10 protein-coding genes are annotated in these 13,675 nt (G+C 54.5%); 7 read left to right on the top strand and 3 right to left on the bottom strand.

Features of this window, described 5'->3' with window-relative positions; all coding sequences use genetic code 11:
• Positions 1–191 precede the first annotated feature (191 nt).
• The 4 genes from ACOCLD_RS00350 (at position 192) to ACOCLD_RS00365 (ending at position 8,159) form a co-directional block, all read left to right on the top strand.
• Positions 192–2,978, top strand: coding sequence for a class I SAM-dependent DNA methyltransferase (locus ACOCLD_RS00350; protein WP_422910410.1), 2,787 nt, complete (start codon positions 192–194; stop codon positions 2,976–2,978).
• Positions 2,975–4,666 carry an ATP-binding protein gene (locus ACOCLD_RS00355; protein WP_422910411.1) on the top strand — a complete coding sequence of 564 codons (1,692 nt, stop codon included), beginning with the start codon at positions 2,975–2,977 and terminating at the stop codon, positions 4,664–4,666. Before ACOCLD_RS00350 ends, ACOCLD_RS00355 begins: the two co-directional genes overlap by 4 nt.
• A 198-nt stretch (positions 4,667–4,864) precedes the next feature.
• Positions 4,865–6,976 (top strand): DEAD/DEAH box helicase, encoded by a 2,112-nt coding sequence (locus tag ACOCLD_RS00360; protein WP_422910412.1) that lies wholly within the window; start codon positions 4,865–4,867, stop codon positions 6,974–6,976.
• The gene (locus ACOCLD_RS00365; RefSeq protein ID WP_422910413.1) at positions 6,969–8,159 is read left to right on the top strand and encodes a GIY-YIG nuclease family protein; all 1,191 of its coding nucleotides are present in this window, start codon (positions 6,969–6,971) and stop codon (positions 8,157–8,159) included. Before ACOCLD_RS00360 ends, ACOCLD_RS00365 begins: the two co-directional genes overlap by 8 nt.
• A 210-nt stretch (positions 8,160–8,369) precedes the next feature.
• On the opposite strand, the gene ACOCLD_RS00370 is transcribed toward ACOCLD_RS00365, so the two are convergent.
• The gene (locus ACOCLD_RS00370; protein WP_422910414.1) at positions 8,370–9,347 is read right to left on the bottom strand and encodes a hypothetical protein; all 978 of its coding nucleotides are present in this window, start codon (positions 9,345–9,347) and stop codon (positions 8,370–8,372) included.
• A gap of 141 nt (positions 9,348–9,488) precedes the next feature.
• On the opposite strand from ACOCLD_RS00370, the gene ACOCLD_RS00375 reads away from it, so the two are divergent.
• Complete coding sequence (locus ACOCLD_RS00375) at positions 9,489–10,379, top strand: competence protein CoiA family protein (RefSeq protein ID WP_422910415.1); 891 nt, start codon at positions 9,489–9,491, stop codon at positions 10,377–10,379.
• 320 nt (positions 10,380–10,699) lie between these two features.
• The gene (locus ACOCLD_RS00380; protein ID WP_422910416.1) at positions 10,700–10,915 is read left to right on the top strand and encodes a hypothetical protein; all 216 of its coding nucleotides are present in this window, start codon (positions 10,700–10,702) and stop codon (positions 10,913–10,915) included.
• 165 nt (positions 10,916–11,080) lie between these two features.
• On the opposite strand, the gene ACOCLD_RS00385 is transcribed toward ACOCLD_RS00380, so the two are convergent.
• Positions 11,081–11,332 (bottom strand): helix-turn-helix domain-containing protein, encoded by a 252-nt coding sequence (locus ACOCLD_RS00385; protein WP_422910417.1) that lies wholly within the window; start codon positions 11,330–11,332, stop codon positions 11,081–11,083.
• 226 nt (positions 11,333–11,558) lie between these two features.
• On the opposite strand from ACOCLD_RS00385, the gene ACOCLD_RS00390 reads away from it, so the two are divergent.
• Positions 11,559–12,344, top strand: coding sequence for an NERD domain-containing protein (locus ACOCLD_RS00390; protein WP_422910418.1), 786 nt, complete (start codon positions 11,559–11,561; stop codon positions 12,342–12,344).
• 44 nt (positions 12,345–12,388) lie between these two features.
• Here the strand turns inward: ACOCLD_RS00390 and ACOCLD_RS00395 are convergent, their stop codons facing one another.
• Positions 12,389–13,657, bottom strand: coding sequence for a hypothetical protein (locus tag ACOCLD_RS00395; protein ID WP_422910419.1), 1,269 nt, complete (start codon positions 13,655–13,657; stop codon positions 12,389–12,391).
• Positions 13,658–13,675: the final 18 nt, after the last annotated feature.

Genomic DNA, 13,675 nt, shown 5'->3' on the forward strand with positions numbered 1-13,675 from the left:
GAGTCCTTGGCTACTGGCTCAGGGCGCTTAGCTGTCGCATGCCAGTGGCATCCTGGATAAACCAATACGGCTGAGCAGAACTGGGCAATCGACGCTGACGAACGCCGATAGAGCAGCATGCAGCCATCACCCAAAATTTTAGCGGCTAAAATCGCCGCCTCGCGCATCAGCGATCTGGACAGTGGTAAACCATGAATGCAGTAGAAATTGAGTCCGCTATTTCTGACCTGGCGCTAGAGCCATTTGACGCGGCGGAGTTTCCGTTCACCTTCCTAGCCGCATTTGGCAACAAGGAAACCGCGCTCAAGCGTCTGCGCGCAGGCAACAACAACGCCTCGGACGTACCGGGCGGCGTACTACTGCGCAGCAATATTCATATCGCCACCTGCGAGCCCGGAACCGTAGGCGACACGCTTAAGGCATTGCGTGCCAGCCCGGCCACCACAAAAGCCAAAGCCAAGTTCATCCTAGCCACTGATGGGCAAACGTTGGAGGCGGAAGAGCTGGTAACGGGTGAAACTATCGCCTGCGACTACCCGGACTTCCCCAACCACTTCGGCTTCCTGCTGCCGTTGGCCGGCATCTCCACCATCAAGGAGATCAAGGACAACCCCATCGACGTGCGCGCCACCAGCCGCCTAAACAAGCTATACGTCGAACTGCTGAACGAAAATCCAGATTGGGCCAAGGCAGAACGCCGTCATGACATGAACCATTTTATGTCTCGGCTAGTGTTCTGTTTTTTTGCCGAAGACACCGACATATTTCGCGGCGAAGGGCTGTTTACTAGAACGGTTGAACTCTACAGCGCACGCGACGGCTCCAACACCGATCAGGTACTGTCTGAAATCTTCCGCGCCATGAACATTGAGCGCTTAGATCGTGTCCATGCAAAACCATGCCTTCCAGGCTGGGCAGACAAATTCCCCTATGTAAATGGCGGCCTGTTCTCAGGCAGTACCGAGGTGCCGCGCTTTACGCGCATGGCCCGCACTTACCTGCTGCACGCCGGCAACCTGAACTGGCAAAAAATCAACCCGGACATCTTCGGCAGCATGATCCAGGCCGTGGCCGACGATGAGGAGCGCGGCGCTCTGGGCATGCACTACACCAGCGTGCCCAACATCCTCAAGGTACTGAACCCGCTATTTCTGGATGATCTGCGTGCGCAACTGGCGGCGGCGGGCGAAAACAAGGCCAAGCTGCTTAACCTACGCAAGCGTATGGCACATATTCGCGTGTTCGATCCCGCCTGCGGCTCAGGCAATTTTCTGGTCATCGCCTACAAGCAGATGCGCGAGATCGAGGCGGAGATCAATCGCCGCCGGGGCGAAGCTCACAATAAATCTGAAATACCGCTTACCAACTTCCGCGGTATCGAGCTACGCGACTTCCCGGCTGAAATTGCCCGCCTGGCGCTGATCATTGCTGAGTTTCAGTGCGATGTGCTGTATCGCGGGCAACAGGATGCACTGGCTGAATTTCTGCCACTGGATTCGCAGAACTGGATTGTCTGTGGCAATGCGCTGCGGCTGGATTGGTTAAGCATCTGCCGACCTACGGGTACTGGCGTCAAGATAATTGCCGATGACTTATTTGGCACGCCACTCAACCAAGCGGAAATTGATTTCGAGAACGAGGGTGGGGAGACGTATATCTGCGGGAATCCGCCGTATCTTGGCTCACGGGACCAGAAGGACGAGCAAAAGGCTGACTTACAGACTCTTTTCGATAAGCGAATCCAGAACTGGAAGTCACTAGATTATGTTGCCGGCTGGTTCATTAAAGCAGCTGACTACTGCACCCAAACCCGTTCTGCTGCGGCTTTCGTGTCCACCAACTCCATTTGCCAGGGCCTGCAAGTTCCTATCTTGTGGCCGGAAATATTTGCCGGCGGCCTACAAATCGAATTTGCCCATACATCGTTTAGGTGGGCCAATCTTGCCAGCCACAATGCAGGTGTGACCGTAGTCATCATTGGCATCACAACACAGCCCCGCAATCCGAGGCGATTGTTCTCTCTGGACGACTCAGGACAAACCATCGAACGCCAATGTAAGCATATCAACGCATATCTGGCGGCAGGTGATAGTGTCATTGTGGATAAAATTAGTCGGCCCTTGGGTACGCAGAGTGAGATGACTTTTGGAAATACTCCAATAGATGGTGGTCATTTGCTGCTCTCACGGGACGAGCGCGATGACCTGCAACTCACACCAGCGCAGCAAGACCGATTTATTCGCCGGATTTATGGCTCCGCCGAGTTCATTCGCGGCTTGGAGCGTTACTGTCTGTGGATTGAAGATCAGCACTTGGCTGAAGCTCAAACGATCCATCCTATTGCTCAACGTCTTCGCGATGTGCGCAATCTGCGACTCAACGGCGGGAAGACAGCAAGGGACATAGCTGAAAGACCGCACCAATTCCAAAGAATGTTCTTCGGCAAGCGTTCAACGCTTATTGTTCCTAGCGTTTCCTCCGAAACTCGCGAGTACCTGCCCTGCGGTTATGCGCCTGCCGGGAGTATCGTTTCCAACCTTGCCTTCGCCCTCTACGATGCTCCGCTCTGGAACATGGCCCTGATTGCATCTCGTCTGCACATAGTTTGGGTGGCTACAGTCTGTGGAAAGTTGGAAACACGCTATCGCTATTCCAATACTCTCGGCTGGAACACTTTCCCTGTGCCGCTGCTGACTGAGCAAAATAAAGCAGACTTGACCCGCTGTGCCGAGGACATCCTGTTGGCTCGGGAAGCTCATTTCCCCGCGACTATTGCCGACTTGTACGAGCCAGAATCCATGCCAGACAACCTGCGCCAAGCCCACGAGCGCAATGATGAGGTTTTGGAGCGCATCTATATCGGTCGTCGTTTCAAGAACGACACCGAGCGGCTGGAAAAGCTGTTTGACCTCTATACCAAGATGACGGCCAAGCAACCCGAGGCAGGGGCAAAAGCCAAAGGGAAGAAAACGCAATGAGCACGGAACATACCGGTACATGGCCCGGCCTGCCGCTGACTGAAACGCTGACGATTGAGTTCAAAAGCGATCGCAAACGTCTATCCGATGATGATCTGGTGGAAGCGCTGGTATGCCTGGCCAATACCGAGGGCGGAGAACTCTGGCTCGGCGTGGAGGATGACGGCACACCTACCGGCCTGCATCAGGCGCATCAGAGTCTGGCCGGTTTGCCGGGACTCGTGGCGGCCAAAACATCCCCCTCTCTGACGGTGACGGTCAGTGTGCTGGAACTTTCGGGCACATCCGTGGCGAAGATCATCGTACCGAAGTCCACGACCGAAGTGGCGACCACCTCAGGTGTGTATCTGCGCCGTCGACTGAAGCAGGATGGCACGCCTGAATGCGTGCCGATGTTGCCACATGACCGCCTGAGTCGGGCTGGTCGTTTCGGGCTGGCAGATGCCTCCGCGCAGCCCGTTGCAGGCGCCACACTGGCTGACTTTGATCCACTGGAGCGCGAACGCCTGCGTCAGGCAGTGCGTCAGTACGGTGGTGACCGTGTTCTGCTAGAGCTGGATGATGAGGCTCTGGACGGTGCGTTGGGCTTCACAACACGCACGCCGACTGGCGAGCGAGTCCCCACCCTTAGCGGCTTGCTGGTGATCGGCCGAGAAAGCGCTTTACGCGAGCTGCTGCCCACCCATGAATTTGCCTTTCAGGTTCTGGCGCGTGAGACGGTGACGTTCAATGAGTTTCGGCGCTATCCCCTACTGAAGGCATTGGAATGGCTGGAAACCAACTTCCGTCCTTATAACCCGGAGAAAGAAATCCAAATCGGACTTTTCCGAGTGCCTGTGCCCAAGGTCGATCTGGGTGCCTTCCGTGAAGGCGTGGCCAACGCACTGGTACATCGGGATTATCACCGCCTTGGCGCTGTACACGTTCGGCTGGATGACCAGGGACTGACAGTCAGCAATCCAGGTGGCCTGATGGAGGGGGTAACACTGAACAACCTGCTCACGACTGAGCCCAGACCTCGTAACCCGGCACTGGCCGATGCCATGAAGCGTATCGGCATAGTCGAACGTTCAGGCCGTGGCGTGGACAAAATTTACCGAGGCATGCTGCGTTTTGGCCGTCCGGAACCGGACTACAGCCGCACCGACACCAACAATGTGGTACTTCAACTCGCAACTGTGGATGCAGACGAGGTTTTCTTGCAGCTGGTGGTTGAGCAGGAAAATCGACAAAGTGGGAAATCCCTGCCCATCGATAGCCTGATCGTATTGGCTGCCTTGCGTGAACAGCGACGCCTAAACATCGAGGAGCTTGCGCGACACATTCACAGCGACACAGGCCGTGCGCGCCGCACTGTAGAACAACTGGTGGAAGCGGGGCTGGCTCAACCCCACGGTAGTGCGCGTAATCGCAGCTATACCTTGTCGGCTTCAGTCTATCGAGCGCAGGGTGGGGAAGTTGCATACACCCTACAGGCCGGATTCACTAGCCTGGATCATGAGCTTCGGGTCTTGAACCATGCACGGCATCATGGCCGCGTTCGGCGCCGTGATGTTATCGCGCTGTGTCAGTTGAGCACGGATCAGGCCGCCAAACTTTTGCAGCGCTTAAAGGAGGCAGGTAAGTTGGCGCAGCATGGGGAGCGGCGCGGAGCCTTTTATACCCCGACGGAAAATGAGCCGTTATGAGCCGTTATGAGCCGTTATGAGTCCATACAGAATTTTTTGATCGGATTTTGATTTTGCTAATCCGCGAATGAGCCCTTTCGGCAAAATAGAATTAATTCGTTATAAAACAACAGGTTATTAGAAGCGCCAAGGCCCGCAAAGTTTTGATGCGATTTTGATTGTCTATATCAAACACCTTGTAGCCGGACTAAGGATGCCATGAATACAACAACCAATCCGACCAACGCTTACACAGTTCCGTCGGTATCCATTGCTACTGCGCACACTGGGGCGTCAAGCAAGGCCAATGAGCTAGGCATGCGCACCATGCAAGAGCGTGCCTTTGCCAAGCGCGGCGAACAGTATCTGCTGATCAAATCGCCACCCGCATCGGGCAAGTCACGCGCCCTGATGTTTATCGCCCTGGACAAGCTGAATAACCAGGGCCTGCAACAGGCCATCGTCGTAGTGCCGGAACGTTCCATTGGCGGCAGCTTTGCCGATGAGCCGCTGAGCCAGCACGGCTTCTACTGGGACTGGCAGGTGGCCCCACAGTGGAACCTATGTAATGCCCCTGGCATCGATGAGCCGCGTGTGGCCAAGTCCAAGGTAGATGCCGTCCGCGCCTTCCTGAATAGCGCCGACAAGGTGTTGGTCTGCACCCATGCCACCTTCCGCTTTGCCGTGGAAGAGTTGGGTATCGACGCATTCGACAACCGCCTGATTGCCATCGATGAGTTCCACCACGTTTCCGCCAACCCAGACAACAAACTGGGCAGCCAACTGAGCGCGTTTATCAATCGCGACAAGGTGCACCTGGTTGCAATGACTGGCTCCTACTTCCGTGGCGACAGCGAGGCCGTGCTGGCCCCGTCGGAAGAGAACAAATTTGAGACAGTCACGTACACCTACTACGAGCAGCTCAATGGCTATCGCTGGCTCAAGTCGCTGGATATTGGCTACTTCTTCTATACAGGCCGGTATGTGGATGCGGTTGCCAAGGTGCTGGACCCGGCGCTGAAAACCATCGTTCACATTCCAAACGTAAATGCCCGCGAGAGCCTCAAGGACAAGGAGCGCGAGGTCAACGAGATCATGAGCGCGCTCGGCGATTGGCAGGGTGTAGACCCGGTCACCGGCTTTCACCTGATCAAAGCCAAGGACGGCCGAACGCTGAGAGTGGCCGACCTAGTGGATGATAGCGACCCAGGCAAACGCTCCAAAGTGCTCGGCGCACTGAAAGACCCGGCGCAGAAGAACAACCGCGACAACGTGGATGTGATCATCGCGCTGGGCATGGCGAAAGAAGGCTTTGACTGGATCTGGTGCGAACATGCTCTGACCATCGGCTACCGTTCGAGCCTGACCGAAATCGTGCAGATTATTGGCCGCGCCACCCGCGACGCCGAGGGTAAGGAGCGCTCGCGCTTCACCAACCTGATCGCCGAACCTATGGCCGATCAAGCTGCTGTAGCCGAAGCGGTAAACGATATGCTCAAGGCCATTTCCGCCAGCCTGCTGATGGAACAGGTGCTAGCCCCGCGTTATGAGTTCACCCCGAAAGACACCGGGCCGAAAGAGGGCTTCAATTACGGGCCGGAGGGGTATCAAAAGGGTGGCACCAACCTGGGTGTGAATGAAACCACGGGCCAGTTCCATGTCGAGATTAAGGGCCTGACCACACCGCAGAGCACAGAAGCTACACGCATCTGCAAAGAAGATTTGAACGAAGTAGTAACCAGCTTCCTGCAGGACAAAACCGTGCTGGAGCGCGGTCTGTTCGACAAGGAAAACACCTTGCCGGAAGAGCTGACCCAACTGCGCATGGGCAAGATCGTGCGCGAGCGTTACCCAGACTTGAGCGACGTTGACCAGGAAGCCATTCGCCAGCACGCCATCGCCGCCATGAACATTACCCAGCAGGCCAAGCTGGCTTTAGCGCAGGTTGATGCTAACGGTAGCGACAACGTGCAGGGCAGCACGGCCCTGCTGGATGGCGTGCGCAAGTTCGTAAACGTACGCGAGCTGGATATTGACCTGATAGACCGCATCAACCCCTTCGATGCAGCCTATGCGGTACTGGCGAAGGCAATGGATGAAAAATCTCTGCGCCAGGTGCAGGCCAGCATTGCGGCCAAGAAGGTGAGCATCCCCGAAGATGAGGCGCGAGAGCTGGCCAAGCGTGCTCTGCAGTTCAAGAACGAGCGTGGCCGCCTGCCCGACATCAACTCCGCCGATGCCTGGGAAAAGCGCATGGCTGAAGGGGTAGCCGCATTGGCACGCTACCGCGCCCAGGCCAAAGCGGCGCAGGGGGAATCCGCCAATGGCTGATATGAACGATGACGACCTGCTTGATGCGCTGGGGATAGAAGTTCCCACGCTCAAGACAGCAACTCGAACTCCTCGCGAAGAGCGCATCATCGCCGGCTTCGAGGATATTCAGCGTTTCTATCAAAACCACGGCCGTGCCCCACTGCATGGCGAAGACCGCGATATCTTTGAGCGCTTGTATGCAGTACGCCTGGATCAACTGCGCAAGCTGCCTGAGGCGCAAACCCTTCTGGCCGGCGTCGATAGTCACGGCCTACTGTCAGGCACTGCGGTCACCACAGCTAATGTGGATGACCTGGATGAGGACGCCTTGCTCGCCGAGCTGGGCATCGGCAGTGAGTCCGTCGATCAGGACGACATCACGGTACTGCGGCATGTGCGTTCCAGCGCGGCAATCAAGGCGGCAGAAGAGATGGCCGCTCGGAACCCATGTAAAGACTTCGAGAAGTTCAAGCCGCTGTTTGATGAAGTGGAAAAAGGCCTCAAGCAAAAACGCTGGGTGACCAAGCCTTTTGGAAAGAACGCCAGTATTGAGGCTGGAGACTTCTTCATTCTGAGCGGGCTCATTGCCTACGTCGCCGAAGTCGGGGACACCTACAAAACGCCGAATGCGGAGACCAATGGACGTTTGCGCGTCATCTACTCCAATGAGACGGAAAGCGATCTATTGCTACGATCCCTGCAGCGGGCGCTTTATAAGGACAGTGAGGGGCGCGCCGGATCTCGGCTGATCAAGGTCGACTCAGGCCCACTGTTCAGCGACATCGCCGAGCCGGACGACATAGAAAGCGGCACTATCTATGTGCTGCGCAGCCAGTCCAGCCACCCCTTCGTAGCCGAGCACCGCGATCTGATCCATAAGATCGGCGTAACCGGAGGCCGAGTAGAAACCCGTATCGCAGGCGCAGACAAAGACGCCACCTACCTGCTGGCTGATGTGGAGGTGGTCGCGACTTACAAGCTGCACAACCTGAACCGCAGCAGGCTGGAAAACATCTTCCACCGCCTGTTCGGCGCGGCGCAGCTGGACTTGACTATCGAAGACCGCTTCGGCCATCCGGTTAAACCAAGGGAATGGTTTCTCGTGCCGCTGCATGTGATCGACGAAGCAGTTGAGCGCATTCGGGATGGGTCGATCACCGATTTTGCGTATGACCCGCAAACGGCTCGTCTGGTCAGCTAAGGCGAAACTAAAACGTGATGATCAACTCCGGGCGGAAGCCAGTCTCTCCGGCCAGGTAGCCAGCCTAAGTCTATGGGCAGTGGACGTACCGCTCCCATCATGGGTGAGTTCCAAATCAGGTAGAGGTCATCACGTATTTCGGATTTTCGCCACGCGAAAAAATATGACCTCCGAGTCACCACGTTGTTTTCGCCACGCGAAAATCTAAACCTAAAGCCTCGGGCCGATATACACCCCCGACAACCTAGCCCGGTCAAAGCTAAACACATGCGCATGCGGGCTTTCACCACATCGGCCTACAAGCGGCATCTGGTGATCGGGCTTACCTTCCGCCAGCAAAATCCGGCCGCCACAGAATGGGCAGTCACTTGAGAAGCGCACGAACCTTGTCCAAGGTCTCTTCGCGTCATCACGGTACATTTCGAGTTCGGCAGAATCCTCCTTTAGTGAAAGCAAAGGAGCCGGTGCCTTCACGACTCGATTGTCTACCAGCTGAAACCAAGGCTGATGCACGTGGCGCCACATGAACCAAGCCATAAAGGCCACGAGAGCACTGCTTGTAAGCTGGCGAAGCGTGAGCGCCTGGTCAAGAGCGGAGAGGCTCCATATCGATACCAAAACCCAAAGCAATAGGAACCCCATACCAAGCAGTACAGCGCTTAGCATCAACACACCGCGCCAACTTCGGTTCTCCAGAACCCCTTTGCGAAAAAACAGCCTTAAGAATAATGCCGGCTTAACTTCGCCGTTTTCCGTCCTGGTGTAGATGATCTGCCGATGCGCCTGCCCTACCAACGAGCCGCCATCACTGGCTTCTACCGGCCGAGTTGCGAGCCAATAGATCCGCTGATTGCCTGCTCCGCCCTTCGCTTCACTGCTGGCAATCACCGGCAAATGCTTCAAACCCATTTGCTCCGCACGCCGCCGAATCGAGTTCATTCGAGCGTCCAGGAATGTTTCCAGCGTGGAGGTTGATAGCCAGCGCGCAGGATCACGGCCGGCTGCCTTCACCTTCGGATCGCAGATTTCCAGTAAGGTCGCTCGATCAAAAGTCTGAGGGTCCTGGTTCCCCTTTTCCAGGGCGTTGATGCTGGCATCCAGCAAAACCCGGAACACCTTGTAGGCCTTTACATCGGGTGCAGGCGACTGCCGCAGTTCGTCATCCAGACAACGCATCACTTCCAGCACAATCCCTCCAGAGGCCACGTAAATAAAGGGGCCCAAGCATCTCCATGAACCCTCCCGAACCCTTTATGCAGGGTTCGGGGGAGGTTTTAACCTGCTCGAATCATGACTCTTGAAGCCGTCTTAACACCAGAGGCTTTGCCCATGAGCATGTTCGTAGCACTCGACCCAAACGGCCAACTGATCACCATTAAAACCGCCCTGCGCGGGCTTGCCTGCAATTGCAGCTGCATATGCTGCGGTGAGCCGGTAGTCGCTCGCAAAGGTCTGATTCGTGAGCATCACTTCTCCCATCACTCAAACAAGGAAAGCTGCTCCATCCAGCGCGAAAGCCTGCTGCACCTTTACGCCAAGCAAGTCATCCGCAATCACCTCGGCCTGCAGCTTCCCCCAATCCCTGGCACCTGGCCGGAGAGCGAAGATCAAACCAGCTGGTGGGATTTCGAACGGGTGGATGAGGAAGTCCCACAGCAAGGATTCCAACCTGACCTGGTCGCCCACTTGAGAGACGGCAGCCAGCTATTCATCGAAATCGCAGTCACCTCGTTTATTGGCGAGGAAAAGCTGGAACGAATCAAAACCGTCGGCATAAATACTGTCGAAATAGACCTCAGCGAACTGCTGTTCAACAAGGAGCCCATTCCCTCGGAAGAGGTGAAAGTTCAGATCCTGGAGCAGACACGTAACAAATCCTGGATCTATCCCGAACCGCCACCAATGCCATTGCTACCGGCAATTGATTGGCAATCAATCCCGAGCAACCCCCCTGCAGCAGAACCCCAAGTCAAATGCATCGAGCACCGCTACACGATCATGGGCATGTGGGTGTCTGCCCGGATACTGCCCACCGGCTCAGTTGCCGTGCGCTCCTGGTCATTTAATCCACAGATCACTGAGCTGCTTAAGTCCTGGCGTAACGAGCTGGGCGGCGAGTACAACCCCAAGTTCAGAAACTGGATCTACTACCCACGATCTCGCGAAGAGGTTCTAAGTCGTCTGCAGCAAATGGACGAGCAAGCGTCATCGCAAGGCTGAGCTCAACTACGCCGCCTTGCGATGCCATAAACAATCTGCCGCCTGCAGTACGTGGGTAAATTTTCCAATTTTTTACTCACGTTCTTCCGATTGTGAGTAAAGAATCAAATTCCTTACCCGTGACATACTGGCGTGACTAGCCGCACGGGTAGACGCCCTCAGCCCATGGACAGCGGACGAATTGCTCCCAGCCTGGATGAGTGCCAAATCAGGTAAAGGCCATCACCCAGTGCGGATTTTCGCCACGCGAAAAAGCATGACCAGCAAGTCACATCCTCATTTTCGCGACGCGAAAATCTAGACTAGCGAGGAATATCCATATGAGCAGAGAGCTGCTGACACCCTATGACCCTGCCAAATACCTGACTGATGATGAGGATATAGAGGTGTTTCTGGCTGACGCGGAAGGAACCGGCGATGCCGGCTATATCGCGCGCGCACAGGAAGTGGCGGAGCGGGCCAAGGCAATGAATCGGACGAGAAACGAAGCCTGCAGCGACAGCGGCTGTACCGACCTTTATTCTCCCGAAGCCTAGATCATACCGGCCAAAGGACACACAGACAGTGGCCTCAATCAGCCAGGTAGTCGAGGCGCAGAGGATGCAGTTCAATCAGGTGGCCCGAGGCTGCCATGTACCTAGATGAGCACGTCGCAGCCGGACTGCTTAGCAAACACCAGATAGACAGAAGCATTTCTACCATCAGTCAAATATCCCGTGGATTTCGTCCAGCGTGGGAATAACTGCGGGCACGACAGTAAGCTCAGCATCGAGAGCTGCAAGCACACGCGCATAAGCCATCATACCCACTGACAGATCACCCTTTTCGATAGCGATGATTTTCTGCCGGCTAAGGCAAGCCAGGGAAGCGAGAGCAGCCTGAGTCAGCCCACGATTGAGGCGACGCTGCCGAAGCTGCTGGCCGAGACGTTGTGTGATTAGGGAATAGTCCATGTCATGAATACGTTACAAAATAGAGTAGATGTAACGTATACATGACCTAATCACAAATCAACGCAGCCACCGAAACCGAAACCTGAAAGCGGCCAAGAGACTTGTGAGCCGAATAGCCGGAATATTCGGCTCACGCAATGAGCCGATTGTCGCCATTGAATACGTTCGTCCATTTACGCTGACTTTCGGTACTATCCGGTTAACTCAGGATTACCAAGGACAGGAAATGGACTTCTCCCCCATCATCGCGCAAGCCTGGGGCACACTCGGTTGGGTTATCCCGCTGATGCTGCTGATCGGCCTGCTCAAGTCACCTTGGGCCAAGGGCCATATTGGCGAACTCCTGGTGCGGCTGTTTGCCCATTTGAAGCTGGATAAGCAGACCTACCGCCGCCTGCACAACGTCACCCTGAACACGCCTGACGGTACGACGCAGATCGACCACGTATTCCTCTCGCCTTACGGTATCTTCGTGCTGGAAACGAAGAACATGAGCGGTTGGATCTTCGGCAGCGAGAAGCAGGCGCAGTGGACTCAGAAGCTTTACAAGCGCACGTTCAAATTCCAGAACCCGCTGAGGCAGAACTACAAACACCTCAAAGCCCTGGAAGCCACCCTTGGCGTTAACCCCGAACACCTGCACTCGGTCATAACCTTTGTCGGCGGCAGCACCTTCAAAACCGAAGTGCCGGCCAACGTCACCCAGGGCATCAGCTTTCTCCGCTATATCAAGTCATTCCAGCAGCCGGTCTTCAGCGAAGCTGAAGTCGACGCCATGCTGCACGCCCTGCAAACCGGCCGCCGCGCGCCAATCCTCGCCACCCATCGCGAGCACGTGCAAAACCTCAAGCGCCGTAGTGATCCGACAGCCGAGCGGCAATGCCCGAAGTGCGGCAGTGCGCTGCTGATACGCACAGTGAAAGCCGGGGCGAAAGCAGGGCAGCAGTTTTGGGGATGCTCAAGTTTTCCGAAGTGTCGAACGATGCAGAATCTTTCAGAGCCAAAGCAATGAAGCAGGGTGTTCGGACAGAAATCAATTCGCTCACTTATAAATATCTAACTTAATTTCTTAGAACCTGGGCTAATCTTAATTAATTCTCGCTCTAGCTCATCAATAATCACATCTAAATTCTTCTCACAACCACTTCGTCTAGCTTGCCTGCTTCTCTTAGCATCAAGAGAATAGTACCGCTCCGCAATGCTATTCTGCTCCTCTGGATAATCTGCCACGAGAGCAAACCAGTCACCGCTATAGAAAGGCATGGGCATATTCTCACCTTCAACATATGCCAGCGACCTGAGTGGATATAGATCCATTACCTCAATAAATCGCTTATCAAATGTGAGCAAAGATGGAAAGAAATATCGAGCCCGAGAGTCTGGAGCGAGAGTCATACTTTCTTCAAGCTGCCTGACATGCCAAAGATCCCAAGCCATACCATCGAGAGCACCAAACATATCCGGCTTATTTTTTTGTATCTTACCAAAGAATCTAAACTCCTGCCCCTGCGTAAAGTACCTCTTGGCGACAGCAATCTCTCTTGCCCCCATCGTAGCCAAAGACTGATCACAGAAATCAAGAAATCTACAGACCTTACCGTAGACAGTATCCTGGGAGCCCGTAAAATTAATCAAAGCCATTTTTAGCAACTGGCAGTACATAAATCTCTGACGAAATGAAATCCTCTCCATAAGCCTTGCATCCTCAAGACTCATGTACATTCTTGACATGTGTTTCTGAGCGTTCCTTTCAATCTCCAGATCGGTCAGTTTAGAGCGCACAATACCGCTCACCGAAAGAAGCCTTCCGTCTAAATGCCTCAAGATTTCGTACGACTTAATCTTATTAAATATCTTTTCAGCCTTATCAGGAAATCTAAGATTTTTTAGATTCTCCTGACAATATGGGATTGGATCTACAAACACATTATCCTGAGCAACGAATTTAAAAACCTCAGCATAATCCTTTGGCAACTTTGAAACGTTCCCAACCATAAAAGGCTCAAGATAACTGAGAGCTTGGGTATCTAAGGATATAGAGTAATCAATTGGGAAAGTGGCTCCGCCACCATCCATCTCCCTCAGAGTTAGGTCGTCTAAAACCAGCAGCCTAGAACTATGAAATAAGCTCCTCACCACCGCACCTGCCGAAAATTCCCGATTTACAGAATAACCGGGATCAGTGCCTCTATCCGAGGCAAATATGAATTTACAGCCAGATAGAAAATGCTTACCAGTTCTGTACAGAAGAATTGCATCTTGGGTTGATTCAGACATGCATATCTGCTGGATAAGATACTCTTTTACGTCAGCAGGAAATTCCATCCCTACGTATTCCTTCCC

This window comes from Pseudomonas cimarronensis (genome assembly GCF_049331905.1).
Taxonomy (GTDB): Bacteria; Pseudomonadota; Gammaproteobacteria; order Pseudomonadales; family Pseudomonadaceae; genus Aquipseudomonas.

Coding starts and splice junctions, on each gene's coding strand:
- ACOCLD_RS00350 (WP_422910410.1), top strand. CDS start 192: ATGAATGCAGTAGAAATTGAGTCCGCTATTTCTGACCTGGCGCTAGAG.
- ACOCLD_RS00355 (WP_422910411.1), top strand. CDS start 2,975: ATGAGCACGGAACATACCGGTACATGGCCCGGCCTGCCGCTGACTGAA.
- ACOCLD_RS00360 (WP_422910412.1), top strand. CDS start 4,865: ATGAATACAACAACCAATCCGACCAACGCTTACACAGTTCCGTCGGTA.
- ACOCLD_RS00365 (WP_422910413.1), top strand. CDS start 6,969: ATGGCTGATATGAACGATGACGACCTGCTTGATGCGCTGGGGATAGAA.
- ACOCLD_RS00375 (WP_422910415.1), top strand. CDS start 9,489: ATGAGCATGTTCGTAGCACTCGACCCAAACGGCCAACTGATCACCATT.
- ACOCLD_RS00380 (WP_422910416.1), top strand. CDS start 10,700: ATGAGCAGAGAGCTGCTGACACCCTATGACCCTGCCAAATACCTGACT.
- ACOCLD_RS00385 (WP_422910417.1), bottom strand. CDS start 11,332: ATGGACTATTCCCTAATCACACAACGTCTCGGCCAGCAGCTTCGGCAG.
- ACOCLD_RS00390 (WP_422910418.1), top strand. CDS start 11,559: ATGGACTTCTCCCCCATCATCGCGCAAGCCTGGGGCACACTCGGTTGG.
- ACOCLD_RS00395 (WP_422910419.1), bottom strand. CDS start 13,657: ATGGAATTTCCTGCTGACGTAAAAGAGTATCTTATCCAGCAGATATGC.